The 25,663-nt window shown below is 71.0% G+C and carries 21 protein-coding genes; 11 read left to right on the top strand and 10 right to left on the bottom strand.

Going from position 1 to position 25,663, the window contains the following annotated elements; translation table 11 throughout:
* Positions 1-154 precede the first annotated feature (154 nt).
* From ACWGDB_RS02350 to ACWGDB_RS02320, 7 genes are all read right to left on the bottom strand, one after another.
* Complete coding sequence (locus ACWGDB_RS02350) at positions 155-1,294, bottom strand: PP2C family protein-serine/threonine phosphatase (protein ID WP_453820666.1); 1,140 nt, start codon at positions 1,292-1,294, stop codon at positions 155-157.
* A gap of 10 nt (positions 1,295-1,304) precedes the next feature.
* A complete protein-coding gene (locus ACWGDB_RS02345) occupies positions 1,305-3,470 on the bottom strand; it encodes an FUSC family protein (RefSeq protein ID WP_453820665.1) in 2,166 nt (721 codons plus the stop codon).
* Positions 3,467-4,885 carry an MFS transporter gene (locus ACWGDB_RS02340; protein ID WP_453820664.1) on the bottom strand — a complete coding sequence of 473 codons (1,419 nt, stop codon included), beginning with the start codon at positions 4,883-4,885 and terminating at the stop codon, positions 3,467-3,469. The genes ACWGDB_RS02345 and ACWGDB_RS02340 overlap by 4 nt, the downstream gene beginning before the upstream one ends.
* 201 nt (positions 4,886-5,086) lie before the next feature.
* Entirely contained in the window at positions 5,087-6,292 is a 1,206-nt protein-coding gene (locus ACWGDB_RS02335; protein ID WP_453820663.1) for a glycoside hydrolase family 64 protein, read from the bottom strand.
* A gap of 189 nt (positions 6,293-6,481) precedes the next feature.
* Positions 6,482-6,916: a hypothetical protein gene (locus ACWGDB_RS02330; protein WP_453820662.1), complete on the bottom strand. Its 435-nt coding sequence runs from the start codon at positions 6,914-6,916 to the stop codon at positions 6,482-6,484.
* Positions 6,885-7,589, bottom strand: coding sequence for a hypothetical protein (locus ACWGDB_RS02325; protein WP_453820661.1), 705 nt, complete (start codon positions 7,587-7,589; stop codon positions 6,885-6,887). The genes ACWGDB_RS02330 and ACWGDB_RS02325 overlap by 32 nt, the downstream gene beginning before the upstream one ends.
* A gap of 70 nt (positions 7,590-7,659) precedes the next feature.
* Positions 7,660-8,370 (bottom strand): DinB family protein, encoded by a 711-nt coding sequence (locus ACWGDB_RS02320; protein WP_453820660.1) that lies wholly within the window; start codon positions 8,368-8,370, stop codon positions 7,660-7,662.
* 171 nt (positions 8,371-8,541) lie between these two features.
* Between ACWGDB_RS02320 and ACWGDB_RS02315 the strand changes: the two genes are divergently transcribed.
* The 11 genes from ACWGDB_RS02315 (at position 8,542) to ACWGDB_RS02265 (ending at position 22,155) form a co-directional block, all read left to right on the top strand.
* Positions 8,542-9,198: a TOPRIM nucleotidyl transferase/hydrolase domain-containing protein gene (locus ACWGDB_RS02315; protein WP_453820659.1), complete on the top strand. Its 657-nt coding sequence runs from the start codon at positions 8,542-8,544 to the stop codon at positions 9,196-9,198.
* 132 nt (positions 9,199-9,330) lie between these two features.
* Complete coding sequence (locus ACWGDB_RS02310) at positions 9,331-11,340, top strand: spermidine synthase (protein ID WP_453820658.1); 2,010 nt, start codon at positions 9,331-9,333, stop codon at positions 11,338-11,340.
* A 168-nt stretch (positions 11,341-11,508) separates the two neighbouring features.
* Positions 11,509-11,952, top strand: a complete 444-nt coding sequence (locus ACWGDB_RS02305; protein WP_453820657.1) for a DUF6325 family protein — start codon at positions 11,509-11,511, stop codon at positions 11,950-11,952.
* A gap of 91 nt (positions 11,953-12,043) precedes the next feature.
* On the top strand, positions 12,044-12,334 hold the full coding sequence (locus ACWGDB_RS02300) for an SHOCT domain-containing protein (protein ID WP_453820656.1): 291 nt from the start codon (positions 12,044-12,046) through the stop codon (positions 12,332-12,334).
* 18 nt (positions 12,335-12,352) lie between these two features.
* Positions 12,353-13,801 carry a chloride channel protein gene (locus ACWGDB_RS02295; RefSeq protein ID WP_453820655.1) on the top strand — a complete coding sequence of 483 codons (1,449 nt, stop codon included), beginning with the start codon at positions 12,353-12,355 and terminating at the stop codon, positions 13,799-13,801.
* A gap of 321 nt (positions 13,802-14,122) precedes the next feature.
* Positions 14,123-15,073 carry a cyclase family protein gene (locus ACWGDB_RS02290; protein ID WP_453820654.1) on the top strand — a complete coding sequence of 317 codons (951 nt, stop codon included), beginning with the start codon at positions 14,123-14,125 and terminating at the stop codon, positions 15,071-15,073.
* 126 nt (positions 15,074-15,199) lie between these two features.
* Positions 15,200-16,780 carry a GMC oxidoreductase gene (locus ACWGDB_RS02285; RefSeq protein WP_453820653.1) on the top strand — a complete coding sequence of 527 codons (1,581 nt, stop codon included), beginning with the start codon at positions 15,200-15,202 and terminating at the stop codon, positions 16,778-16,780.
* Positions 16,781-16,943: 163 nt separating this feature from the next.
* Complete coding sequence (locus ACWGDB_RS02280; protein ID WP_453820652.1) at positions 16,944-17,783, top strand: SDR family oxidoreductase; 840 nt, start codon at positions 16,944-16,946, stop codon at positions 17,781-17,783.
* Positions 17,784-17,882: 99 nt separating this feature from the next.
* Positions 17,883-19,316: a cytochrome ubiquinol oxidase subunit I gene (locus tag ACWGDB_RS02275; RefSeq protein WP_453820754.1), complete on the top strand. Its 1,434-nt coding sequence runs from the start codon at positions 17,883-17,885 to the stop codon at positions 19,314-19,316.
* Positions 19,313-20,350, top strand: coding sequence for a cytochrome d ubiquinol oxidase subunit II (locus ACWGDB_RS02270; RefSeq protein ID WP_453820651.1), 1,038 nt, complete (start codon positions 19,313-19,315; stop codon positions 20,348-20,350). The genes ACWGDB_RS02275 and ACWGDB_RS02270 overlap by 4 nt, the downstream gene beginning before the upstream one ends.
* Before the next feature lie 26 nt (positions 20,351-20,376).
* Positions 20,377-22,155, top strand: coding sequence for a cation:proton antiporter (locus tag ACWGDB_RS02265; protein WP_453820650.1), 1,779 nt, complete (start codon positions 20,377-20,379; stop codon positions 22,153-22,155).
* A gap of 9 nt (positions 22,156-22,164) precedes the next feature.
* On the opposite strand, the gene ACWGDB_RS02260 is transcribed toward ACWGDB_RS02265, so the two are convergent.
* The 3 genes from ACWGDB_RS02260 to ACWGDB_RS02250 form a co-directional block, all read right to left on the bottom strand.
* Positions 22,165-24,015: a glycoside hydrolase family 15 protein gene (locus ACWGDB_RS02260; protein ID WP_453820649.1), complete on the bottom strand. Its 1,851-nt coding sequence runs from the start codon at positions 24,013-24,015 to the stop codon at positions 22,165-22,167.
* A 121-nt stretch (positions 24,016-24,136) separates the two neighbouring features.
* Positions 24,137-25,084, bottom strand: a complete 948-nt coding sequence (locus ACWGDB_RS02255) for a DUF389 domain-containing protein (RefSeq protein WP_453820648.1) — start codon at positions 25,082-25,084, stop codon at positions 24,137-24,139.
* A gap of 58 nt (positions 25,085-25,142) precedes the next feature.
* Positions 25,143-25,637 carry a gluconokinase gene (locus ACWGDB_RS02250; RefSeq protein WP_453820753.1) on the bottom strand — a complete coding sequence of 165 codons (495 nt, stop codon included), beginning with the start codon at positions 25,635-25,637 and terminating at the stop codon, positions 25,143-25,145.
* Positions 25,638-25,663 lie beyond the last annotated feature (26 nt).

Genomic DNA, 25,663 nt, shown 5'->3' with positions numbered 1-25,663 from the left:
CCACCGTGCGTGGGGGGATGGTGACCAGGCCGCTGCACCGTGTTACGGCGGGGTCTGCAGTCACCGCGTGGTGCCCACGAGGCTCACGCAATCCACGGCGGAGCTACACCAAGAAACAGCAAAGTTGTACTTGATGTTCAAAACTGGTGAACAGTCAACTTCCAGCACGGCGGCTTGGTTTGAGCCCATCAGGCGTCAAGGCGAGGCCGAGGACGGCCCGGTCGTCGTTGTCCGACTGCGTCGACCACCGCTCGGCGTCGGTGCGTACGAACGACACGACCGTCTCCGGATCGATGGCGCGCCGGCCCGAGAAGCGTTCACCGAGCCGCTCCTGAACCGGATAGAAGACACCGTCCGCATTGCGCGCCTCGCTCACCCCGTCCGTGTGCAGGACGAGCACCTCCAAGGGCCCGAGCGGGTGGACGGTCGTATCGACCGCACCCGGCGCCATCGCGCCCAGGCCCAGGGGCAGACCGGGCGCCGTGATCAGCCGTCGGGTGCCCTGCGGGCCGACCACGACGGGCGGGGGATGGCCGCGGTCCACGATCCGCACCTCGCCACCCTCCGGCGGGAACTCCAGCACCAGTGCGGTCACGAACAGCTCGGGGTCGCCGTCGCCGCCGGCCGGACTGTTGCGGGCGATGCTGAGCTCCAGGCGCTCGGCGAGGCTGCTCAGGTTCTGCCATTCGTGGGCCGAGACCCGGAAGCTGCCCAGCACCGCCGCGACCGTCTGGACCGCGTCCAGTCCCTTGCCGCGGACGTCGCCGATGATCGCGCGGACTCCGAAGGGCGTCTCGCACACGTCGTACAGGTCCCCGCCGACGAGCGTGCCGCCCTCCCCCGCCTCGTAGAACCCGGCGGCGCGTACCGGGCCGAGCCTGCGCGGTACGGGACGCAGCAGGGTGCGCTGCATGGCCTCGGCGACCGAGTTGGCCCGGATCAGATGCTGCCGGGTGCGCTCCCGCTGCCAGGCCAGCGCAATGCTGGCGATGCCGATGAGGGCCGTGGCGAGGTACATCGCGACATGATGCTGCTCGTCGAAGTGGCCGGGACGCCGGGCGGCCATCCACATCTGGAGGCCCAGGCACACCACCGCCGACATGGCGGTGCCCCGCGGGCCGCGGGTCGCGGCGGCCAGCGGCGGTACGGCGATGAGCATGAAACTCACCGGTTCGCGTCCCCGGACGATGAGTTCGGCCACCACGTCGACGAGCACCGCGGCCAACGGCAGCCACCACACCCACCCTCGCGCGGAGGGCGGCCGCAGTTCGGACCGGAGGTTCCGGCTGGACACGGCGCGCCCCCTAACTTCCGTGGCTTCCACGGGCGGCCGTCGTGCCGCGGGCCGGCCGGCCCAGCGCCTCGAGCAGTCCCGCCTCGATCCGGGTGAGCTGGACGGTGAGGCTGCGCAGCCACATGTCGAGGTCGACGAGCACGGGCAGCGGCGGTCCTGTCGGCTCCGAGGGCGGTGGCCGTGTCCCGGCCGGTGGCGGACGGTCGGCGGTGCACAGGGCGGCCAGCCGGTCGGTGACCTGAGCCAGCGCGCCGGCGCCTGCCCGTGCCCGGTCGGCGGTGTCCGGAGGCAGCGAGCTCGCGGGCACGTCGAAGCGGGCCAGCCACTGGGCGCCGAGCAGGATGTGGTTGGCCGTGATGAGCACGGCATGCCAGTCGGCGCGCGCGGGCGAGTCGACTCCGGGCTCGCTGCGGAACTGGGCGTAGGCGGACTCTGCGAGGCGCAGCCGGTGCAGGGCGGGGAGCGTCGGCGGGGCCAACGCCGATCCGGGTGGTACGGCGGTCAGCATGTCGACGGTGCCCTTGATCAGCGGGCCGCACTCCCGCAGCAGCCCCGCCATGGTTCTGCGCACCTCTGTGCGGGCGCCGGCCGGCCAGGCGAGCATCGCGCACAGCAGGCCGATGGCGCTGCCGGTCACCACGTCCACGATCCGTGCCTCGGCCAGCCGCCAGGAGGCCGGGGCGATCTGGGCGAACGCGGTGGCCACGACCAGTGTGAACAGGCCCTGCGCCCAGGCGATGCCGAGCAGCGGCCCGAGCGCGAAGGCGATGAGCATGGCCGGCGCCAGGATCGCGGCGTACGCCTCGGTGTGCCGGTCGAGCCCGACGAGCAGGGCGCCCGCCGCGACGGCCCCCACGAGGTTGCCGGTGACGGCCTGACGGATGGCCGCCCAGGTCGCCCCGACGGTGGTCCGGCTCAGCGTCAGCACCGCCAGCAGCACCCAGAAGCCGTGGGTCAGATCGAGCGAACCGGCGACGAGCCGTGCGGCGGCGAGCGCCACGGCGATCCGTACGGCGTTCTGGAACTGCACCGAGCGCAGCGTGATGTTGCCGGTGAACCGGCGCGCCCACAGCTGGGGCGCCGCAGCATGCGTGTACCAGAAGAGTTCCCGTGGCCGGATCGGCGGGGTGCGTCGCCCGTCGAGGCCGACCCGTACGGAGATCTCCAAAATGCGCGTCGACTCGGCGACGGCCAGCAGCGCCGCCTGCCGGCGCAGCACCGGCACCGGCGGCACATCGACGGCGGGTCCCGTCGCCTGCCGGACGCGCAACTGCTGGAAGTCGTCGATGGCCTTGTCCATCCGCTGCGGGCCGGGGGTCGGCCGGCCCGTGCGCAGGGCGGCGTCGGTCTCGTCGCACAGGGACGCCACCTGGGGCAGCAACGACCCGGACGGCGTGCCGGTACGGCCCCTGCCGCGCACGCCGACCCCGGCGCCTTCCCGGACGAGTTCGCGCAGTTCGCCGGTCTCGGTGAGATGGGCCAGTTGTTCGAGCAGCCGGCGGGTGGCGGACCCCGCCTGGGCGAGACCGCGGGGCACTCGGCCGGGGCCCGCGGGGCGCTCCGCGGGCGGGAGGCTCGAAAGTCGCAGCCGCGCGCCTGTCTCCCGCAGCGCCTCCGGGGAGAGGTTGCTTCGCCCCGCGATGGTGTCGCCCGCCGTCGCCAGGGCCGCGGCGAGGGTCGTCCGGTACGGCGGGTCCGGTGGTTGCGGGAGCAGGAACAGCTCGCACAGCACCAACGCCAGCACTCCGCAGCTGAGCCCCGCCAGCCGCAGCCCCAGCGTCTCGGGTTCGTACGGCGGGAAGCAGGCCAGGATGTAGAAGAGCTGGAGTCCCGGCGCCGCACCGGCCGGGCGCGGGCCCGCGATCGCCGCGAAGGCGAGGAAGAAGCCCACGACGAGCATCCCGAGCACCGCCGCCCAGGTCTTCACCGCCAGCACGGTCCCCAGCGTGACCAGGAACAGGCCCACGGGCAGCGCCTTCAGCATCACTTCGGCGCGCTGCCGCCCGGACCCGGGGACCGGGGACAGCAGGCCCAGCGAGATCGGCGCGAACAGGGAGTACAGCGCCAGCACCGGTTCGTCGAGCCCGTACACGAAGCTGTAGAAGCCGGCCGCGGCAGCGACAGTCACCCGCACCGACCGGTGCAGGATCTGCGTCCGCGCGGCTTCGCCCTTCACGGCAGGCGCCCGCCACGTGGCGCCCGCGAGCCGAGCGGCGGGACGCGGCCGAGGACCACGAGCCGGTGGCGTACGGCCATGACGGCCACGGAAGCCGCGAGGATCACCGCGCCTCCGAAGCGGAGGATCACGTCGTAGGCGGCCTCTGCCGACCGCTCCGGAGTCATCGCCGTGATCGCGGCGGCGGCACCGGCCAGCGCCACGCCGCCCAGCGTGACCAGGAACGTCAGCAGCACGCCCGAGGCCTCGCCGGCCCGTTCGGGCGCCACCACCTGCTGGGTGGCGACGCTGGCGAAGGTCCAGCCGAGACCGAGGCCGAGTCCGCACCAGGCGAACACCGGGACGTACAGCCACCAGGCCGTGACGAGGCTGAGCACGATCATGCCCGACCCGGCGACCGCCCCTGCAAGGGCCATCACCACCGTCGGCTGCATGTGCAGGGACAGTCTGGCGCCGAGCGGCCCGCTGAGGGCCACGAGCACGGCGGGCGCCAGGAACACCACGCCCGCGACGAGCGGGGACAGCCCCCGTACCTGCTGGAGGTAAAGCGTCGAGACGAAGACGGTGACGGCGTAGCCCATGTTGGTGACGGTCCCCGTGCCGGTGACCAGGACGTAGGGCGTGTTGCGGAAGAGCCGCAGATCGATGAGCGGATGCCGGGCGCGTTGCTCCCGCCGTACGAACAGGGCGCCCGCGACGCCGGCGATGGCCAGCAGGGTGAGCGTGCGGGCGTGGTCCCAGCCCCAGGCGCTGCCCCGCTCCACGGCCAGCGTGAGCGCCGCCAGGGCGCACACGACGGTCAGGCAGCCGGTCAGGTCGAGCTGGCGTGGGGCCGTCGGGTCCCGTGAGTCGGGGACGTACACGTACGCCACGATCAGCGCGAGCACGCTCAGCGGCGCGAGGAGCCAGAAGATCCAGCGCCAGCCGGGCCCCTCGGTGAAGCCGCCGCCGACGAACGGTCCCAGGGCCGTGCCCACGTTGGCGATCCCGAACACCGCCCCGAGCGCCCGGGCCCGGATCGCGTCCGGGAAGGCATTGGTGATCACGGAGACCGACACCGGGAAGACGAAGCCCGCGCCGATGCCCTGCACGATCCGCGCCCCGACGAGTGCCCAGAGCCCCGGCGCGAGCGCACAGCCGACCGACCCGGCCGCGAACAGCGCGGTCCCGCCGAGCAGGGCACCCCTGCGGCCGAAGACGTCGCCCACTCGGCCGCCCACGATGAAGCAGCAGCCGATGGAGAGCATGTACGCGGACAGCGTCCACTGGGCGGCCGAGGCGGTGGCACCGAATTCGTCGGCGATCCCGGGGACGGCCAGGTTCAGGGCGAAGAAGTCGAGCTGGATGCAGAACAGGGCGACCGCCACCGCGATGAACGCCCCCGTCCGCGCGGCCGGCGAAGACTCAGCGCGCATGAGCACGTTCCTCTCGGGCCGACGCCGCCGCGGCGCCTTGGGCGGGCCGGACATGTGATCCACTGCCCATTGTCGGCCGACCCGGTACGAACCGCAGCCCGACGCCTCCGCACGGTGGTGAGGTCCCGCGGGCACAGAATGCACCGGCACCGCGATCGGCTCACGGTGCCGGTGGCTGTCGGACCCATCTGTGACGGGCTGTCAGTTGAAGGGGTCGAGGGTGAGGTAGGCCTGGCGCGGATCGCCGTCGTGCACGAGCGACTCGTGGTGGCCGACGTCGTCGAAGGCGAATGCGTACGCCTTGCCGTCGGCCATCTGCGCGTGGATGTGACGGGCGTAGTGGTTGGTGACGCCGTCCTTGTAGAAGGCGCCGGCGTTGGAGTCGGGCTGGTTGGGGTTGACCAGGAGTGTGGAGCGGTTGAACCCGGCGCACAGCGTGCGCGAGATCGGGCCGCGCACCTGGTCGTTCGGCGCGTCGAGGAGCCGGTGACAGCCGAAGACGGAGGAGGCGTCCGGCTTCTGGAAGCTGGTGACGACGGCGCCGGCGGTGTTGGTGAAGTTCATGACGCCGCCGGAGACCCGGCCGTAGTACTTGGTGTTGGGCTGGTTGGCGAAGGGCGTGACCGTCAGCGTCGAGGAGGAGTATTTCTGCCAGACGCGGTTGATGTAGTCACTCATGACGGCGGCCGGGAGGGCTCCGGTTTCCAGTCCGTACAGCGGCGACAAGGCGCGGAGCACGGTCCCGTCGGGTCGGGTCTGGATGAGGTTGGCCCAGCCTCCGGGCTGTCCTCTGAGGGCGTTGAAGAAGGCGTTGTATCCGCCGGACTTGAGCCGGCCGGTGTTGGCCGTGCTGCCGTCGGCGCGCTGCACTCCGACGGCGTACGGCGCGGAGAACATGTCGACCTGTGTGCTGTTGATCCACAGGCCGGAGTCGTTGAGTGTGTATTCGGACCAGTTGAACAGGATGTTCCGGTTGGGGTCCGTCGGGTTCTGTACGGCGGGCTGGACCAGGCCTCCGGTGGTGAGCTTGAACACCAGTTTCTGGCCGTAGGAGAAGTACACGCGGCCGGAGAACTTCGGCATTCGGATGGTCGTCGACTGACCCGCCGCCGGTCCCGGTATCGCGGCGTCGGGTGCGGGGGTCGGCGGGTTGCCGCCCGCGGGCCAGGGGTGGAAGGTGCCGCCCGCGTCGGCCCAGCCCTGCCGTCCGGTCGACAGTTCGGTGCCGAGGTTGTAGATGTACACCTGCTCGCCGCGGGCGGAGTTGTTGGTGATCTTCAGGGGGATCGTCGCCGGGACGGCGGCCTGGGCCGGCGACTGCGCGCCTGCCGTGAGCAGCCCTCCGGTGAGGACCGTGGCGATGGTCAACCCCACGGCCGAGGCTCTGCGTTTGAGTGTGCGCAGCATGCTCTGTCTCCGTTCGGCTCCGGTCGATCAGGACGCTTTTGAGAGCGCTCTCAGAATCGCGCTCTGGTATGGACCTGTCAATGAGTTGGGCCTTGGCGCAGACCGGTCCGGGAGGCGGGAGAGGCACCGGCGCCACTCGACGGGCCGTCAAATTCTCTTGCGGGCAGGGGTGTCGACGGTGGCGCCGGACTACACGGAGACCGTGGCCTCGGCCGTCTCGTCGACACGCCTCGCCGCGGCCGGCCTCAGAGTCATGGCCGCCGCGGCTCCCGCCGCCAGGCCGAAGGTCAGGGCGGCCGGGACGCCACCGCCCAGGCCGGCGAACAGCTGCAGCAGGCCGTAGCTCATGCCCGTCCTGTCGGTGACCATCCGCAGCAACTGGCTCACGAGCAGCCCCAGGACGGTCGCGCAGACCGCGCCCACCGCCATCGCCGGGACCGTGGCCCGGGTGAGCAGTGCCGGCAACCGCCGTAGCGCCCACCACACCACGGCGAGCAACAGCACGTCGCCGAGACGAACCACGAGCCAGTCGCCGAGAGCCGCCCCTGAGGGGCCCGACCAGGCGCCCAGCAGCAGCCACTGGCGCAGCAGGTCACCCGGTTCGGAGAGCAGCCCGCCGCCCATGGCGGCCGTCTGGATGGCAGCGGCGACCGGCTGGTACGACAGCACCACCAGGGACAACGCGATCACCGCGGTCCCGACGGTGGCGGCGAGGCGGGCCGAGCCCGCCGGAAACGGCCTCCGTCGCCGGCGGCTCGGTCCCCTTGTCGGTGACCCGCGCGGCGAGCACCGTGCCCGCCGCCGCGACCAGCGCCGTCACGACCAGGATCTGCCGCCCGGAGGAGCTCACACTCGCCAGCTGCGGCAGGAAGCGGTAACTGCCGTGCCCCCACGCGGCGATCAGCCACGGCGCCGAGACGGTCACCGCGAGGGTCCCGGCCACCAGACCCCAGCCCCACAGCGCAAGGAACGCTGCCGTCATCCGGCCCCGCACCGGCGGCAGCCGGCGGACCAGGAGCAACGCCCCGAGCACGAAGAAGGCGAAGACCGCGCAGAAGCGGATCTGCAGGGCGGTGGCGTACAACTCGCGGTAGCGGTCGCCGGGCTGAAGCGACGCCGGAGGATCGTACGACCAGGGAGTGAGCCACTGTTCGAGTCCGGCGGCGGTCTGCCCACCCAGCACGCCGTCGGCACCCGGCAGGTCCAGCGCGTGCGCACTCGCGCCCGCCCACCAGAGCAGCGCCGCCAGCAGCACCCCTCCGGCCAACGCCGGTATCACCGCACGCCGATACGTCATGTCGCCCCGTCCCCCGCTTTCGGTACCGCTTCCCCGTCCCCCCGAACAGGCGGAGACTACGGGACGCCGATCATGTACGGCGAGCCCGCCACAGGTCGCGCAGCAGCGCGATCTCGGCCATGTGGTGGATCAACTCGAGGTTGGCACCCCACAGGGCGGAGATGAACGGCTCGTCGGGGTCGGAGCCGTAGGGGTACTGGGAGAGGCCGATCGTGTCGAGTTGCTCGTCGGTCATGGCGCCGACGCTCTCGCGCCAGCGGTCGATCACCGCCCAGAACCGGTGGAGCGTCAGCGCGGCGGACGGGCTGAAGTCGACCATCAGCTTGGGGTCCTGACGCCGTTCGCCGAAGGTCCACTCCCACTGGCCCGCGAACTGGTAGTGCAGATGGCCCAGTCGCCAGGCGATCGTGGTGATCGGCGTCTCGTCCGGCTCGGTCGGGCCGGTGTGGGCGAGGACCTGCTCGACGCGTTCGACGCTCACGCTCCAGTCCTCGGCGATCTTCGCCACGGACATGCCGTCGGCTGCCTGCCGGGCGACCTCGGCGTACTCGTTGGAGGGGATGTCCGGGGCGCCTTGGTCCAGCAGCCACTCCCCCGGCCCGAAGGCTCTCGGCGTCGTCGCCTCGGCCCGGCGCCGGATCGACCAGCTGCCGGGTGCCGGTTCCCACAGGTACTCCTCGTCGCCGAGTCCCGTGAGCCGCACCTCGGCCATCTCCCTGGCGCGGTCGAACTGGTCGAGCAGCAAGCCGAATCGGTCGGTCCGCACGCCACCGGTGTCCATGCCGGGCCCCCTTCGAGGAACCGCATCTCACTGCGTCTCAGCCGGAGGCTAACGGCTCACGCGTGCGGGGCGCGACGGATTTACGTGCCCACGCGTCCACGCGCCCACGGAAAACGTCCGCGCGTACAGGATCTCCGGCGTGTCACGATGGCTTCGGGGAAGCGAGGTCTCGTGGACGAGTTGACGCGATGGCGCCGCGCGGTGGTCGCTTGGGCGGCCGGCGGAGCGGGGGCAGGTACGGCCGCCGCGACGGCGCGGGAGCTGGCCGGCGGCCAGGTGCGGACGATCGTGCTCGTCGAGGGAAGCAGCGATCAGGTCGCGCTCGAAGCGCTGGCCACGCGTCACGGCCGTGACCTCGGAACGGAGGGCGTCGCGGTGGTGCCGCTCGGAGGTGCGACCAACATCGGGCACTTTCTGGATGTGTGCGGTCCGCCGGGGCTGGGCCTCCCGCTGGCGGGTCTCTGCGACATCGGTGAGGAACGGCATTTCCGGCGCCATCTGGAGCGGGTCGGACTCGGGTCCGGTCTCACGCACGCCGGGCTGGAGACACTCGGGTTCCACATGTGTGTCGCCGACCTGGAGGACGAGCTGATCCGCGCTCTCGGCGCCGAGAACGTGCAGGAGGTGATCGAGGCCGAGGGCGAGTCGCGCCCCTTCCAGACCTTCCGGAACCAGCCGGCCCAGCGGGAACGCCCCGTCGAGCACCAACTGCGGCGCTTCATGGGCACGCACAGCGGTCGCAAGGCGCTCTACGCGCGGTCGCTGGTCGCGCACCTGGACCTCGCCCGTGTGCCCCGGCCGCTGGAACGCCTCCTCGCGCACGTCTGACGTCCGGCTGCTCGCACCGTGCCCTGCTCAACCTCCAGGGCTCCCACCGGCAAGGCATCTCGACTCGTCGACCCGAAAATGGCACCGTAATCCGTCATGAAGCTGACCGATTCCGGACAAAAGGTAAGTTCGGTGCGCTGGAGACTGGTACTCGCCAGCACCACCATGCTCTTCGTAGAGCTGGCGCTGATCAGATGGGCAGGCGCCAACGTCATCCATCTCAGCTACTTCTCGAACTTCATTCTGCTGGGATCGTTCCTCGGCATCGGCATCGGCTTCCTGATCCCCGCCGCCCGCGGACAGTGGCTCAAACGCTGGACCCCGATCCCCCTGGCACTGCTCGTCATCCTCGTGAGCACCTATCCGGTCCAGGTCCGGCAGAGCAGCAGTGAGGTCATCTACTTCACCGCCGTGAAGACCACCGGCCTCCCCCAGTGGGTGACCTTGCCGGCCATCTTCCTGCTGACCGCGGTGATCATGGCCGGGATCGGCAAGATCACCGCCGACCTCTTCCGCCAGCTCCCCTCCCTCGACGCCTACCGCTACGACCTGCTCGGCAGCATCGCCGGTTCGGTCTCCTTCGCCGTACTGTCCTGGCTGCGCGCCCCCTCGGTGGTGTGGGGCGTACTCGCCGCCGTGGCCCTGCTGATCCTCGGCGGCCGCCGCAACACCCTCTTCTACGGCATCCCCCTCGCGGCGATGGTCGCCGCGCTGTTCGTGGAGACGGCCACGGCCGGCATCTCCTGGTCGCCGTACTACAAGATCGAGCTGAAGTCATCGCCGACCACCACGCGGACGTACTACATCTCCGCCAACGGCGTTCCGCACCAGAGCACCGCGCCGCTCCCGGTGCTGATGCGGGAGAACTCGCCCTATCGGCAGGCGTACGACCAGACACCCCGCAATCCGCACAAGCGCGTGCTGATCATCGGAGCCGGCAACGGCAATGACGTCGCCGTCGCGCTGGCGCACGGAGCACAGCGCGTGGACGCGGTCGAGATCGACCCCCGCCTGCAGGAGATCGGCGCGCAGTTGCACCCCGCCAGGCCGTACGACGACCCCAGGGTGCACGTCTACATCGACGACGGGCGGGCCTTCCTGGAGCGGACGAACGCCAAGTACGACCTCATCATCCTGGCGCTCCCGGACTCCCTGACCCTGGTGTCGGGCGCGAGCAACCTGCGGCTGGAGAGCTACCTCTTCACCCGGCAGGCCTTCGAGGCCGCCCGCGATCACCTGACGCCGGACGGCGCGTTCGCGATGTACAACTACTACCGCAAGAGCTGGTTGGTCGACCGCTTCGCCGGTGACCTCGACGACCTCTACGGCCACGCCCCCTGCATGACGACGTTCAAACGGAACGCGGCCGTGCTGGTGGCCGGAATGACCCCTGCCGACCAGTCCTGCAAGCAGACCTGGCAGCCCAGCGGCCCGGTCCCGGCGGCCGCGACCGACGACCACCCGTTCCCGTACCTGCTGCACCGGACCATCCCCACGATCTATCTGGGCGCCCTGGGCGCGATCCTGCTGGTGACGCTGCTGTCGGTACGCCTGGCCGGGGTCCGCATCCGAAGCACGTTCCGCTACGCCGACATGTTCCTGCTGGGCGCGGCCTTCATGCTGCTCGAAACGAAGAACGTGATCGGCTTCGCGCTCTACTTCGGTACGACCTGGCTGGTCAACGCCCTGGTCTTCTTCGGAGTTCTGCTCTCCGTCCTGGCCGCTGTCGAGGTGCGGCGCAGATTGCGGCGGGTCAACCTGCTGGTGCTGCAGCTGATGCTCTTCGCCTCCCTCGCGGTGGCCTTTCTCGTCCCGCCGCAGGCCGTGCTCTCCCTGCCCACCGTGGGCCGACTGGCCGCGGCCATCGCGCTGGCCTTCGCGCCCATCTTCTGCGCCAACCTCATCTTCTCGGACCGCCTCGCGCAGGCCTCCGACCCGACCTCGGCGTTCGGCGCGAACCTGCTGGGCGCGCTGACCGGGGGCGCGCTCGAGTACCTGGCCCTGATGACGGGCTATCAGGCGCTGCTGCTGGTGGTCGCCGCGCTGTATCTGGGGGCCTGCATCGCCATGCACTTCGCCGGACGCGGGCCGGGCGGGCAGACGACGCGGATGCCCGACGAGACAGTGAGCGTCAAGACCTGACGTCGGCGGCGGATCCGGTCGACGCCGGGGGCCCGGTCGCCCCGTGAACATGCAGGGCGCCGGGCCGAGTGCTGCAATGGCTGGAGGGGCCGACCCTCCGGCTGCGCCGCGGGCGAACGATGCCCGACGAGGTGTGACCGGGCCCGTACCCACCTCTGAGGAGTGGCCATGCACCAGGACATCGGGGACATGGGGCCCGTCGACTACCTGATCGTCGAGTTCCCCGGCAGCCGTATGACCGGCGAGGGGCTGCCCCTGCTGGTCGACCTGGTCGAGGGCGGCGTCATCCGCATCCTCGATCTCGTCTTCATCCACAAGGGCACCGACGGTTCGGTCGAAGTGCTGGAACTCCGCAATGTCGGGGACGAGGTCGATCTGACGGTGTTCGAGGGAGCCTCCTCGGGACTGCTGGACCAGGACGACCTGGACGACGCCGGTGTGGCGCTGGAGGCCGGCAACTCCGCCGCCGTCGTCGTGTACGAGAACGTCTGGGCCGCGCCCCTGGCGCGTGCGCTGCGGCGCGGCGGGGCCGAGGTGGTGGCCAGCGGGCGTATCCCCGTGGACGCGCTGCTGGCGTCGCTGGAAGCCGCCGAGGCGACGGCGGCGCCCTAGGGGACCGAGGCCGTCACCGCGGTGCCACGCCACCCAGCGCTGCTCCACCCAGGCGCTACTCCATCCACTGATCACAGGGGAGATGACTGACATGCCAGGACTCCTTCGCGGTGTCGCCCGCACCGCCGTCGTCGCGGGGACGGCGACAGCCGTGTCGAACCGCGTCTCACGGCGGCAGGCGGGCCGTTGGGCCCAGCAGGACGCCGAACGGGAAGTCGCCTACCAGCAGGGCGTCGCGCCTCCGACGCCCGCCGCACCGCCGTCGACCGCCGACGAGATGACCAGCAAGATCGACCAGCTGAAGCAGCTCGGCGACCTCAAGGCCCAGGGCGTGCTCACCGAAGAGGAATTCGCGGCCCAGAAGCGCCAGGTCCTCGGTTGACGCGGGGGGAACGGGGTCGTGCCTGAGCCGGGGTCTTCGGCTGCGCCCGCCACCGGTACGCAGCCGGAAGAGGCCGACCGGCTGCGTGAGCTGCTGCGCAGCCCGGCGTATCAAAAGACGCTCGTGTTCTCGGCGCTGATCGGTGTCCCGGTCTCCCTTGCCGCGTTCTGGTTCCTGGCCGCCCTGCACGAGCTCGAGCACCTGATGTGGGCCGACCTGCCCTCGGGGCTGGGCTGGGACACCCCTCCGTGGTGGTGGCCGCTGCCGTTGCTGACGCTCGCCGGTATCGCGGTCGGTCTCGTGGTCCGGTATCTGCCGGGAGCCGGCGGTCACGTGCCCGCCGCGGGTCTGCATGCCGCGGGGCTGCCTCCGGTCACCCTGCCGGGCGTCATCCTGGCGGCCCTGGCCAGCCTGCCGCTGGGCGCCACCCTCGGCCCCGAAGCCCCGCTGATCGCGCTCGGCGGCGGCCTTGCCCTGCTCTTCGGGCAACTGGCGCGTGCCCCGGTGACGACGCAGAGCGCGGCACTTCTCGGAGCGGCCGGTGCCGCTGCGGCGCTTCCGGCGATCTTCGGCAACCCGCTGGTCGGAGCGGTGATCCTGATCGAGGTGGCCGGAGTGGGCGGGCCGCGACTGTTCGCCGTCATGCTGCCGGCGCTGCTGTCCAGCGGGATCGGCTCGCTGATCTTCACCGGGTTCGGCCACTGGACCGGCCTGTCCATCGGCAACCTGACGCTCACGCTGGGGGTGCCCACGCCGCGCCTCGACGCGGGGGACGTGCTCTGGGCGATTCCGATGGCCGTCGCGATCGGCATCGCCGTGCATCTGATGCTGGACGCCGGGCGCCTGGCCGCGGTGTTCGTCTCCAAGAGGCCCATCGTCCACACGGTGGCCTGCGCCCTCGCCGCCGGGGCGTGCGCCACGATCTATACGCTGGCCGTCGACCGGTCACCGGTGGACGTGGCGTCCTCCGGCCAGGCCACGCTGGCCAAGCTGGCCGAGGACCCCCACTCCTGGGGCGTCGGTGCCCTGATCGCCGTACTGCTGTGCAAGGCGGCCGCGTACGGACTGTGCCTGGGCAGTCTGCGCGGCGGTCCCATCTTCCCCGCGCTGTTCCTGGGGGCGGCGTTCGGCGTGCTGCTGGCACCCCTGCCCGGGTTGGGAGTCGTGCCGGGCCTGGCGGCAGGCATGGCGGCCTCGGCCTCGGCCGCGCTGCGACTGCCGGTGAGCAGTGCGGTGCTGGTCGTGCTGCTCATGGGCAGCGGAGCGATGACTCCCGTGGTGCTCCTCGCGGCGGTGGTGGGCTTCGTGACCGCCCAACTCCTCCCACCGGGCCGTCCGGTGCCACCGCTGGGCAAGCCGGCCCCGGCACCGGGCGGGGCCCCGGCCGACCCGAGCTCCGCCCCACCGGACGGGCACCCGGCTGACCGAGGCGCCGGGACGGCGGCAAAACGGGCCGAGGGCGCCTGACACGACGGGGAGCTGTGACCGGTCGTGTCAGGTGCGCGTGCCCTGTCGCTGTTGTGTCCGGCCAGGACGGGCCGCGGCTCCCCGCCGTGAGCTGGGGACACCGCAGCGGGCTCACCCGTCCGGTTCAGCCTCGGCATGCCTCCGAACCCTCGACGCGCCGACATGCGGGTCCGCCCGGCCCGGTCGACAGTAGAAGCCAGAGCCCGGCAGACAAGGAGCTCGCATGGCCGATCGCCGGAAGCGCACCGCTCTCGTAGTGCTCGTTGTGCTCGTCCAGTTCGCCGCACAGCGGAGCCCGGCCGGGCCGGGCTCTGTGTCGCGATGAGTTCGCGTCCCCAGGCATCGGCGCCGGAGCGCATGTCCGAGGCGGCCTTCCGGGCCCTGTACCGCCGGTTGCGTGAGCAGGCGGGCGGCACCGGTGGTGACCGCGGGGCACTCGGCCGGCTCACGCCCGAACGGGTCGTCGCCGCCGCCGGCGAGGTCCGTACCGGGCGTACCGTCTCGATGGCCGCGCCGATCGAGACCGAGCCGGAGCCGGACAATCCGCAGCCCGCGTCCTATCGCATGATCGCGCCGACGGACCAGGAGGAGGCCACCGCCCCGGGGCTGCACTTCGCCCGCGACCGGTTCGCCATGAACGTGCACGGCGACGCCGACAGTCACCTCGACGCGCTCTGTCACGTGATGTTCGACGGCGAGCTCTACGGCGGTGTCCCGGCAAGCACGGTGACGCCGGAACACGCCGGCGCGCTGACGCTGGACCTGGTGCGGGACGGCATCGTCGGAAGCGGTGTGCTGCTGGACATCCCCCGGCTGCGGGGCGTCCCGTGGCTGGAACCCGGCGCGCAGGTGAGCGCCGAGGACCTCGAGGCCGCCGAGGCCGCGCAGGGGGTCACGGTCGGACCGGGCGACCTGCTGTTCGTGCGCGTGGGACATCGCAGTCGGCGACGGAGCCTCGGCGCCTGGGACCCGGCCGAGGCCCGGGCCGGACTGCATCCGGAGGCGATGCGCTTCCCGGCCGAGCGGGGCGTGGCCGTGCTCGGATCGGACGGCAACAACGACGCCGGACCGAGCGCGGTGACCGGCGTCGACTACCCCGTGCACGTCCTGGCCGTGAACGCCATGGGACTGCACCTGCTGGACTGGCTGGACCTCGAGGAGCTCGCGCAGGCCTGCGCCAAGTCGGCCCGCTCACGGTTCCTGTGCGTGGTCTCCCCACTGCGGCTTCCGTCGGCCACCGGCTCGCCGGTGAACCCGATCGCCGTTCTGTGAGCGGCAGCAGGGGCCCCCTTGCGGATGCCGCACCGGCGGCCTCCGTATACGTTCGAAGTGGGCCCCCAGACGTGTCCGGGTCACCGCAACGGCGGGAGACCACCCCAGCCAAGGACGGTGGTCGTCATGGGCGACTCCCCCCAGTACGACGTCATCATCATCGGCACCGGAGCGGGCGGGGGAACGCTCGCCCACCGGCTGGCCCCCTCGGGCAAGCGGGTCCTGGTTTTGGAACGCGGTGACTACCTTCCGCGCGAGCGCGACAACTGGGACTCCACGGCCGTGTTCGTCAAGGGCAAGTACCGGGCCCCGGAGTTCTGGCTCGACAAGCACGGCAACGAGTTCCCGCCCGAGGTCAACTACTACGTCGGCGGCAACACCAAGTTCTACGGCGCGGCCCTGTTCCGGCTGCGTCCCGAGGACTTCGGGGAACTGCGCCACCACGACGGCCTCTCCCCCGCCTGGCCGATCCGGTACGAGGACCTGGAGCCGTACTACACCCAGGCGGAACACCTCTACCGCGTGCACGGCCGGCACGGCGAGGACCCCTGGGAGGGCCCGTACAGCGAGCAGTACGCCCATCCTCCGGTCGAACACGAGCCGCGCATCCAGCAGTTGAGCGACGACCTGGAGAAGCAGGGCCTGCATCCCTTCCATCTGCCCATCGGCGTCGACCTCACCCAGGACGCGAACGGCGGGGCGACCCACTTCAGCGCCTGCATCCGCTGCAACCGGGTCGACGGGTTCCCCTGTCTGGTCCGGGGCAAGTCCGACGCCCAAGTGGTCTGCGTGGAACCGGCCTTGCGGCAGCCGAACGTCGAGATGATCACCAACGCCCACGTCACGCGCCTCGACACCGACCCGACCGGCCGCAGCGTCTCCGCGGTCGTCGCCACGCTCGCGGACGGGCAGGAGGCCCGCTTCGAGGCGGACATCGTGGCCGTGGCGTGCGGAGCGGTCAACTCGGCCGCGCTGCTGCTCGCTTCGGCGAACGACCGGCACCCGGGCGGGCTGGCGAACAGCTCCGACGTGGTCGGCCGTCACTACATGCGGCACAACAACCTCGCGCTGATGGCCGTGTCGAAGGAACCCAACGACACCCAGTTCCAGAAGACGCTCGCGCTGCACGACTGGTACCTCGGCGCGGACGACTGGGAGTATCCGCTCGGCGGCATCCAGATGCTCGGCAAGTCGGACGCCGAGCAGATCCACGGCGAAGCCCCGCGCTGGGCCGGGGCGGTGGCGCCCGACATGCCCTTCGAGGTGCTGGCCCATCACGCCGTCGACTTCTGGCTGTGCGGGGAGGACCTGCCGCTGCCGGACAACCGGGTCACGCTGGAGGGCGACGGCCGCATCCGTCTGACGCTCGACGAGAACAACAACACGGCCGGGCTGAAGCGCCTGCAGCACAAGCTCCGGCACCTGCTCGGCCACCTCGGCATGCACGAGCACCGCCTGCTGTCGCACAGCATCTACCTGCACAAGGGGATGCCCATCGGCGCGACCGCGCACCAAGCGGGCACGGTGCGGTTCGGTACCGATCCGGCGTCCTCCGCCCTGGACGTCCACTGCAAGGCGCACGACGTCGACAACCTGTACGTGGTCGACACGAGCTTCTTCCCGAGCATCGGCGCGGTCAACCCGTCCCTGACGGCCATGGCGAACGCCCTGCGGGTGGGCGATCACCTCCTGGAACGCCTCGGTTGAGCCGGGCCCGGCGACTCGCCTTCGAGCGGGCGAAGTTCCTCCGCCGGTCGGCCCAACACCGGCCCGTGCCACGCGCTGCCGCGCGCCCCCGGTGATTGTGTGACCCCTTGACCTCCGGGCCACGGCCCGGGCGACCCGGCCACGCAATGGAGAGACAGTCATCGTGAGTTCCCCCGAGGGCGCGCCCCGCGACGTGATCCCCGCCCACCTGCTCAAGGGCCAGAAGGCGTTGGTGACCGGGGCGAACTCCGGCATCGGCAAGGCGACGGCCGTGGCCATGGGCCGGGCCGGCGCCGACGTGGTGGTGAACTACGTGGCCGGCCGCGACGCGGCCGAGAAGGTAGTCGAGGAGATCAAGTCCTTCGGCGTGCGGGCGGCGGCATACGAGGCGGACGTCTCCGACGAGGACCAGGTCGTCGCCATGACGAACCGGATGGTCGAGGAGTTCGGCACGATCGACATCCTGGTCGCCAACGCCGGCCTGCAGCGCGACGCCGCGTTCACCGAGATGACCCTCGCCCAGTGGCAGAAGGTCATCGACGTCAACCTGACGGGGCAGTTCCTGTGCGCCCGGGAGGCCACCAAGGAGTTCCTGCGGCGCGGCGTCGTCCCCGAGGTGTCGCGCGCGGCCGGCAAGATCATCTGCATGAGCTCCGTGCACCAGGTCATCCCCTGGGCCGGGCACGTCAACTACGCCTCGTCCAAGGGCGGCGTGCAGATGATGATGCAGACGCTCGCGCAGGAACTCGCGCCCAAGAAGATCCGCGTCAACGCGATCGCCCCGGGTGCCATCGCGACCCCCATCAATCGCGGTGCCTGGGAGACACAGGCGGCCCGCGACGACCTCCTCAAGCTGATTCCCTACGACCGCGTCGGCGACCCTGACGACATCGCGCACGCGGCCGTGGGCCTCGCTTCCGACCTCATGGACTACGTGGTGGGCGCGACGCTCTACGTGGACGGCGGGATGACCCTCTTCCCCGGTTTCGCCACCGGCGGCTGACAGCACACACGCACGACGGCCCCGGACGGAAACCCTGTGCACACGACTCTGTACGTGCTTGCGGACGCGCCGGCGCAACTGCTGCCGGCCAGATCCCTGATGGCCTTCACCCTGGCGTCCCACATCATCCTGGTGCCCCTGGGTGTGGCACTGCCGCTGATCACGCTCATCCTGCACGGCTACGGCCTGCGCCGCGGCGACCGTACGGCCCTGCTGCTGGCGCGCCGCTGGTCGGCGGTGATGGCGGTCCAGTTCGCGATCGGGGTGGTCACCGGCACCGTGCTGTCGTTCGAGTTCGGGCTGCTCTGGCCGGGCCTGATGGGCAGGTGGGGCGATGTCTTCGGCATCGGATTCGGCGTCGAGGCGTGGGCCTTCTTCCTGGAGGCCGTCCTCATCGCGATCTACCTGTACGGCTGGCGCCGCCTCCCCGCCCGGACGCACTTCCTGCTGGCTCTGCCGCTGCCCGCGACGGCCCTGCTCGGCGCCTTCGGGATCCTGGCCGCCAACTCCTGGATGAACACGCCGCGTGGCTTCCGCCTCGACTCGGCGGGCAACCCCGTCGACGTGAACATCTGGAAGGCGATCTTCACCCCGATGTTCGGCCCGCAGTACTGGCACTTCGTCGTGGCGATGCTCGTGACGGCCGGGTATCTCGTGGCCGGCGTCTATGCCGTCGGCTGGCTCCGCGGGCGCCGGGACCACTACCACCGGCTCGGCTTCACCATCCCGTTCACGGTCGCCGCGGTGTTCACGCCGGTGCAGTTCATGCTGGGCGACTCCATCGCGCGGCAGGTCTTCCACAAGCAGCCGGTGAAGTTCGCGGCCATGGAGATCGTCTGGGAGACCGACACCCATGTCCCCGAGTACCTGTTCGGCCGGCTGCATCCGGACGGAACCATCTCGGGCGGCATCAAGATCCCGCAGTTCGACTCCATCCTCGCCGGTTTCAGCCCGGACACCCGGGTGACCGGCCTGACCTCCGTCCCCGCCGACCAGCGGCCGAACCCCACCCAAGCGACCATCGCCCACTGGGCGTTCGACACCATGGTCGGCATCGGCTCCCTGCTCGTGGTGCTCGCCCTGTGGTACGCCCTGGTCTGGTGGCGGCGCCGCCGACTGCCCGCCTCGCCCTGGTTCTACCGGTGCGCCGCGGTGTCCGGCGTGGCCGCCGTCGTGGCCGTCGAATGCGGCTGGATCACCACCGAGGTCGGCCGTCAGCCGTGGATCGTCTACGAGAACATGCGCGTCGCCGAAGCGGTCACCTCGACCCGGTCCGGCACGCTGTGGACCATGTTCGGCCTGGTCGTCGTCGTGTACGTGTTCATCTTCGGGTCGTTCCTCGTGATCCTGCTGCGGATGCGCACCCGTTGGCGGCTCGCCGACGAGGACGACAGGGCGGGAACCGGGAAGCGGACGACGACCGAGGCACCCGAGACGGACACCCCCTACGGGCCGCGTCCTGCTGTCCCGTCCGGCGCTTCGCCGCCGTCCGGGAGTGACGGACCGTCCTCGTCAGCGGAGGACCGACGGTGATCGCCGACGTCATCGCCGTCGTCCTGCTGCTCGCGATCGCCGCCTACACCTGCGCGGGCGGCACCGACTACGGAGCCGGCTTCTGGGACCTGACCGCCGGCGGAGCGGAGCGCGGCAAGCGGCCCCGGTGGCTGATCGACCATGCGATGGCACCCGTGTGGGAGGTCAACAACGTCTGGCTGATCTTCGTACTCGTCATCATGTGGACGGGTTTCCCCGTCCTGTTCCAGCAGTTGTTCCAGTCGATGTGGCTGCCGCTCGCCCTGGCCGTCGTGGGCACGGTCCTGCGCGGCGCGGGGTTCGCGCTGCGCAAGCCCGCCCAGCGGCTGGCCGGACGGCGCCTGTACGGCGCGGTGTTCGCCGTCTCCTCCCTTCTCACGCCGTTCTTCCTGGGCGCTGCGGCCGGCGGTGTGGCGTCTGGCCGGGTGACGGCGGACGCCGAGCCCTCGGACCACGCGTGGGCCCATCCCACCCCGTTGCTGTTCGGGGTGCTCGCCGTGGCGACCACCGCCCTGCTCGGGGCGGTGTTCCTCGCCGCGGACGCCCGGCGCTTCGAAGCACCGGATCTGGACGGCTACTTCCGGCGGCGGGCGCTGGCCGCTCTGGCCGCCGTCGCCGTTCTGTCCGTGGTGACGCTGATCGTCGCGCACGACGACGCGGCGCACGTGTGGCACGGGCTCACGCACGGCGCGGGACTCGTGTTCGTGATCGTGGCGGCGGTGGCCACCCTGGCCACCGCCTGGCTGCTGATCCGCCCGTCCGGCGCCTGGTCCCGGGGCACCGCGGTCGGTGTGGTGGCGTCCGCGGTCATCGCCTGGGGCCTGGCACAGCGGCCGTACCTCGTCCCGACCTCCCTGACCATCGCGGAGGGGGCGGGCGCCGACACGACGCTGCGTTGGCTGGGGGTGGTCACCCTCGTCGCCGTCGTGCTCGTCATGCCCGCGGTCGTCCTTCTCTACTGGCTGGACACCCACGGGGAGTTGGAGGGCCTCACCGACACCGATCTGCGGCTCGGTGCCGGTGACGACGGCTGAGGCCCGCGGCGAAGGGTGAGGGCACCGTGAGCGAGAACGACATCCTGCTGGGGCTCGCCCTGGTCGTTGCCCTCGCCGTCGGCTCCCAGATCCTGGCCGGCCGGCTGCGGATCCCGGCCCTGATCGTGCTCCTACCGGCCGGGTTCACCGCGGGAGCCCTCACCGACATCGTCCACCCCGACCGGCTCGTCGGAGAGGACTTCTCGTCGCTGGTGTCGTTGTCGGTGGCGCTCATCCTCTACGACGCCGGGCTGGGCCTGGACATGCGCCTGCTCAAGGGCGCGACCCGCAACACGGTCATCCGGCTCCTGGTGTTCCAAGTAGTGCTCACCTGGGCGGCGGTGGCGGCCCTGAGTCCGGCTCTGTTCAGCGTTCCGGCGGCCGTGGCCAGCATGATCGGGGTGATCCTCGTGGTGTCCGGGCCGACCGTCGTCGGTCCGCTGCTGGAGCACGTCAAGCCGGCGGACAAGGTGCGGCGCGTGCTGGTGTGGGAGGGCTCGCTCATCGACCCCGTCGGCGGCATCCTCGGTGCCGTCGTCTTCCATTCCATCGTCTCCGGCGGCCTGCAGACCGGCCACTTCCGGGTGGGCTCGTTCCTGGGCAGCATCGCCGTCGGGCTGGCGGGCGGCGTGGTCGGGGCCGCGCTGCTGTGGTTCGCTCTCCGGCTGCTCCGCCTCGGTGAGACCCTCGGCACGCTCGCCCAGTTCGCCGTCGTCGTGGTGGTGGCCGCGGGCTGCGACGCGGTGTACGACGACACGGGGCTCATCGCCGCGATCGTCATGGGCCTCGCCGCCGCGAACCTGCCGGGCTTCGACATGCCCGTGCGGCGGCCGTTCTCCGAGACGCTGGTCCAGCTGATCATCGGTCTGCTGTTCGTCTCCATCTCGGCCTCGGTGACACCCGAGTCGCTCGTTCCGGTGCTGCTTCCCACCCTCGCGCTGGTAGCGGCGCTCGTCCTGGTCGTCAGGCCCGTGATCGCGCTGCTGTCCACCCTCAGGACGGACTTCACGGGCCGGGAACGCGCCTTCATCGGCTGGATGGCCCCGCGCGGCATCGTCGCCGCCTCCACCGCCACCACCTTCTCCGCGGCACTCACCAGCGAGGGTCTGCGCGACGCGGACAAGATCCTCCCGGTCACCTTCCTGGTGATCGTCGGGACGGTCCTCGTCTACGGACTCACCGCGAAGCCCGTGGCCACGAAGCTGGGCGTCGTACGCACCACGCGATTCCGCCCGTTGCTGCTGGGCGACGAGCCCTGGGTCGTGGACCTCGCCCGTGCGCTGCGCACCGCGGGGCAGGACGTGCTGATGTGGGCGGGATCCACCCAGGGGCAGGGCAGGATCGAGGCGGCGGGCATCGAGCAGACAGCCGGGGAACTGATGGCCGTGGCGACCGATCCGCAGGTCCGCCTGGAAGGAATCACATCGGTCTTCCTGCTCACGGACGACGACGACTTCAACGCGCTCGTCGCGGTAGTCCTGCGGGACAGCGTCGACGGTCCGGTCTACCGGGTGGGCCCACCGCCGGACACCCGGGGCGTGGTCGCCCCCTACGCCTCCGGAGAGATCCTCTTCGGCCGGGACCTCGTCCGCCACATCCTCGCGGAGCGCCATGAGCGCGGCGCCCGCTTCCACGTTCAGCCCGCGTCGGCGCCGTATCCGCCGGGGTACGAGACGCTGTTCGTCGTACGGACGGACGGGCGACTGGAGCCGACGACCGAGGCAGGGGCGGTCACGGCCGGGGAGGGCGACACGCTCGTGCTGCTCGGCCCCGCGCCGGCACCGGGCGTGGACACCACTGGTTGAACCGGGGCATCAGGCTCGACGCTCGAGCGCCGCGTTCAGAGTGATGGCGGCGTCGATGAGGGCGAGGTGCGTGAACGCCTGCGGGAAGTTGCCCAGCTGACGGCCCGTCGGGTCGATCTCCTCCGAGTACAGGCCCAGGTGGTTGGCGTACCCCATCATCTTCTCCAGCACCAGCCGCGCCTTGCCGGTCCGTCCCGCACGTGCCAGGGCGTCGACGTACATGAAGGTGCACAGCGAGAAGGTGCCTTCGGAGCCGCGCAGGCCGTCGGGGGACGCGTCGGGGTTGTAGCGGTAGACGAGGCTGTCGCTGACGAGTTCCTGTTCCATGGCGCCGAGGGTGGATATCCACATCGGGTCCTCCGGCGTGATGATCCCGACCGTCGACATGCGCAGCAGCGAGGAGTCGAGGACTTCGCTGCCGTAGTGCTGGACGAAGGCCCCGCGTTCCTCGCTCCAGCCCTTGGCCATGACCTGCTCGTAGCAGTCGTCGCGTGCCCTGCGCCAGCGTGCGGAGGGGCCCGGGCGTCCGTTCGCGTCGGAGAGCCGCAGGGCCCGGTCGAAGGCGACCCAGGACATGACGCGGCCGTAGGTGAAGTCCTGCCGGCCGCCGCGGGTCTCCCACAGTCCTTCCTCCGCCTGGTCCCAGTGGTCGACCAGCCAGTCGAGGTTGGTCAGCAGTGAGTTCCATCCGTGGTGCCCGAGCTGCAGACCGTGCCGGTGCGCGAAGTAGATGCTGTCCAGGGCCTCGCCGTAGATGTCCAGCTGGAGTTGGGTGGCGGCGCCGTTGCCGATGCGTACCGGCGCGGAGCCGGCGTAGCCCGCCCAGTGGTCGAGGATCTCTTCGTCCAGGTCGGAGGAGCCGTCGACCTTGTACATGATGTTCAGCGGACCGGTGTCACCGTGCCGTCCGGCCCGCTCCCTGACCCGGTCGGCGAGCCACAGGATGAACGCCCTTGCCTCGTCGGTGAATCCCAGTCCCAGCAGGGCGTACACCGAGAAGGACGCGTCACGGATCCAGGTGAACCGGTAGTCCCAGTTGCGCTCCCCGCCCAGTTGCTCCGGGAGGGCGGCCGTCGGGGCGGCCACCACGGCGCCGGTGGGTGCGAACGTCATCAGTTTCAGGGTGATCGCGGAGCGTTCCACGGCTTCGCGCCAGCGTCCCGTGTAGCGCGACTGGCCCAGCCAGGTACGCCAGAACTGCACCGTCTCGTCGAAGAGCTGATGGTATTCGGCCAGGCGCATCTCCCTGGGCGGCCCGTCGGCGCCCCACTCCAGCGCCAGCCCCCGCTCCTGGCCCGCCTCCAGGGTCAGCGTGAAGTGCAGGGCGTCCCGCCGGTCGGCGAGCAGGTCGAGCAGTCGCTCGTCGTCCACTTCGCGGACCGGGTGCACGGTGAGGTTCGAGCCGTCCTCCGCCACGAACGCCGCCCCATGCGTGGTGATGTGCAACCGGTGCGCCTGCCGGCCGTAGTCGAACCGCGGCGCTATCTCGACCTCGAACTTCATCTTGCCGCGCACGCAGCGGACCATGCGCACCAGTCGGTGACTTTCCGTGACCTTCGCGCCCGTCACAGGCATGAAGTCGATCACCTCACCGGCGCCCGCCTCGGTCATGAAGCGAGTGACCAGGATGGCCGTGTCGGGAAAGTACAACTGCTTGGTCGCGTAGGCGCCGTTCTGCGGCCGTACCGTGCAGTGCCCGCCCTTGTTCTGGTCCAGCAGGGCCCCGAACACACTGGGTGAGTCGAACCTCGGGGCGCAGAACCAGTCGATGCAACCGTCGGTCGTCACCAGCGCGGCGGTCTGCAGGTCGCCGAGGAGGCCGTGGTTCTCGATCAGCGGGTAGTCGTCCATCGAGGCCACCTCTCGGCGTGCGCTTCACCCGAATGCCCCCCGCCTCAGACTAAGCCGGAGGTCGGAGATCGGCGCGCGGGGATGAGGGCGGCGGGGGTGCGGGGCCGGGCAGGGACCGTCCGGCACTGCCCTAGCGTCCGGATGCCGCGGCCCGTCGGGTCGCGCGGTGCCACAGTCGCCGCTGGGCACGGAGAGCGAGGACGCCGACGGCCACCAGGACGATGACGTTGAGCAACAGCTGGACGAACGAGCCCCACACGTGGTCCCAGTCCCCGAACGCCAGCGAGACCGCCATGTCCGAGGCGGCGGGGATGGTGGTGACGGAGATGAAGACACCCAGCAGGGCGCTGCCGCGCGCCTCGGTCAGCGAGACGATTCCGACGATGCCGGCGAGGAAGGCCACGACGACGGAGAAGAAGTTCGGCGTGCCGATGAGGTTGGACACGGGCCGCAGGCCCAGATCGAAGGCCTCCGACTGAAGGCCGAGGCCCCGGGCCACCGCGGCGAATCCCAAGGTGGCCACGATCGCCAGGGAGAAGCCGACCACCAGCGCCCGCACACCCTCGCGGACCCTGCGTCGGCTACGGCGGTCGAGGCCGAGGGCGACGCTGGTGATGGCGTTGTACTCGGGGCCGACCACCATCGCCGCCACGATGAGGATCTGAGAGTTCGACATGATGCCGACCGAGCCGATGATCCCGGCGATGACCAGGAACAGGTAGAACGACGGTCGGTAGGTGCCCTCCGCCCGGATGCGCGCCTCGACGCCGGCCCACAACGGCGCGTGGACGAGCGCGCTCGGCTGATCGGCCTCGAGCTGCTCGGCCTGCTGCGAGAACAGCACGTCGATGCCGTCCACGGCGATCGACCCCGTACGGTCGACGCCCAGTTCGCGCAGCTGCCCCAGCACGTCGTTGGCGGCGCCCTGCACCACGTCGCACTCCACCGCGTCGCCCTCGGGGACCTGGCCCGACCTCACCACGACGAGATTGAGCACGCTGCCGTGCGAGGAGAGCAGGGCGACGGCCGGCCGGGTGAGGGCGGACGGCATCACCATGCGGAAGTGGACCAGTTCCATACGGGTCTCCTGTGAACGGGAAACGGGACGCCCGTGTGGGCGTGAAGCGGCACGCCCGCTATCCGTCCGGTTCGGCCACCGCTCGCAGCGCCGCCGCCATGACCTGCTCCGGGGTGCCGCTCGCGTCGACGGTGACACCCGGCTCGTCGGCCTGCAGCGGTTCGAGAATCGCGTACTGCGAGTCCAGCAGCCCCGGTGGCATGAAGTGCCCCTTCCTGCGGGCGATCCGCTCCGCGGCCGACCGGCGATCGATGGCCAGGTGGACGAAGCTCACCTTCGCGCCCTCACCCGCGCTCCGTAACTCGTCCCGGTACCGGCGCTTCAGAGAGGAACAGGCGACCACCCCACCACGCCCGCGTGACACGGCCGAGCGGACCCACTGGGCCAGGGCCGCCAGCCAGGGCCGGCGATCGGCGTCGTCGAGGGGGTGCCCGGCGGCCATCTTGGCCCGTTCGGACGCGGAGTGCAGTTCATCGCCCTCCAGGAAGGGCACACCGAGCCGTTGGGCAAGGCGCGCACCGACGGTGGACTTCCCGGACGCCGACACGCCCATGACGATCACGACCCGGGGGTCGTCGA

Source organism: Streptomyces sp. NPDC055013, from assembly GCF_053608645.1.
This window is presented reverse-complemented; position numbering and strand designations above follow the sequence as displayed.

Bases quoted from the DNA above. Each gene is read 5' to 3' on its own strand.
- ACWGDB_RS02250 (WP_453820753.1), bottom strand. From the start codon at position 25,637: ATGGGCGTGTCGGCGTCCGGGAAGTCCACCGTCGGTGCGCGCCTTGCC.
- ACWGDB_RS02305 (WP_453820657.1), top strand. From the start codon at position 11,509: ATGCACCAGGACATCGGGGACATGGGGCCCGTCGACTACCTGATCGTC.
- ACWGDB_RS02335 (WP_453820663.1), bottom strand. From the start codon at position 6,292: ATGCTGCGCACACTCAAACGCAGAGCCTCGGCCGTGGGGTTGACCATC.
- ACWGDB_RS02290 (WP_453820654.1), top strand. From the start codon at position 14,123: ATGAGTTCGCGTCCCCAGGCATCGGCGCCGGAGCGCATGTCCGAGGCG.
- ACWGDB_RS02340 (WP_453820664.1), bottom strand. From the start codon at position 4,885: ATGCGCGCTGAGTCTTCGCCGGCCGCGCGGACGGGGGCGTTCATCGCG.
- ACWGDB_RS02275 (WP_453820754.1), top strand. From the start codon at position 17,883: ATGGCCTTCACCCTGGCGTCCCACATCATCCTGGTGCCCCTGGGTGTG.
- ACWGDB_RS02285 (WP_453820653.1), top strand. From the start codon at position 15,200: ATGGGCGACTCCCCCCAGTACGACGTCATCATCATCGGCACCGGAGCG.
- ACWGDB_RS02320 (WP_453820660.1), bottom strand. From the start codon at position 8,370: ATGGACACCGGTGGCGTGCGGACCGACCGATTCGGCTTGCTGCTCGAC.
- ACWGDB_RS02325 (WP_453820661.1), bottom strand. From the start codon at position 7,589: ATGACGTATCGGCGTGCGGTGATACCGGCGTTGGCCGGAGGGGTGCTG.
- ACWGDB_RS02330 (WP_453820662.1), bottom strand. From the start codon at position 6,916: ATGGGCGGCGGGCTGCTCTCCGAACCGGGTGACCTGCTGCGCCAGTGG.
- ACWGDB_RS02255 (WP_453820648.1), bottom strand. From the start codon at position 25,084: ATGGAACTGGTCCACTTCCGCATGGTGATGCCGTCCGCCCTCACCCGG.
- ACWGDB_RS02300 (WP_453820656.1), top strand. From the start codon at position 12,044: ATGCCAGGACTCCTTCGCGGTGTCGCCCGCACCGCCGTCGTCGCGGGG.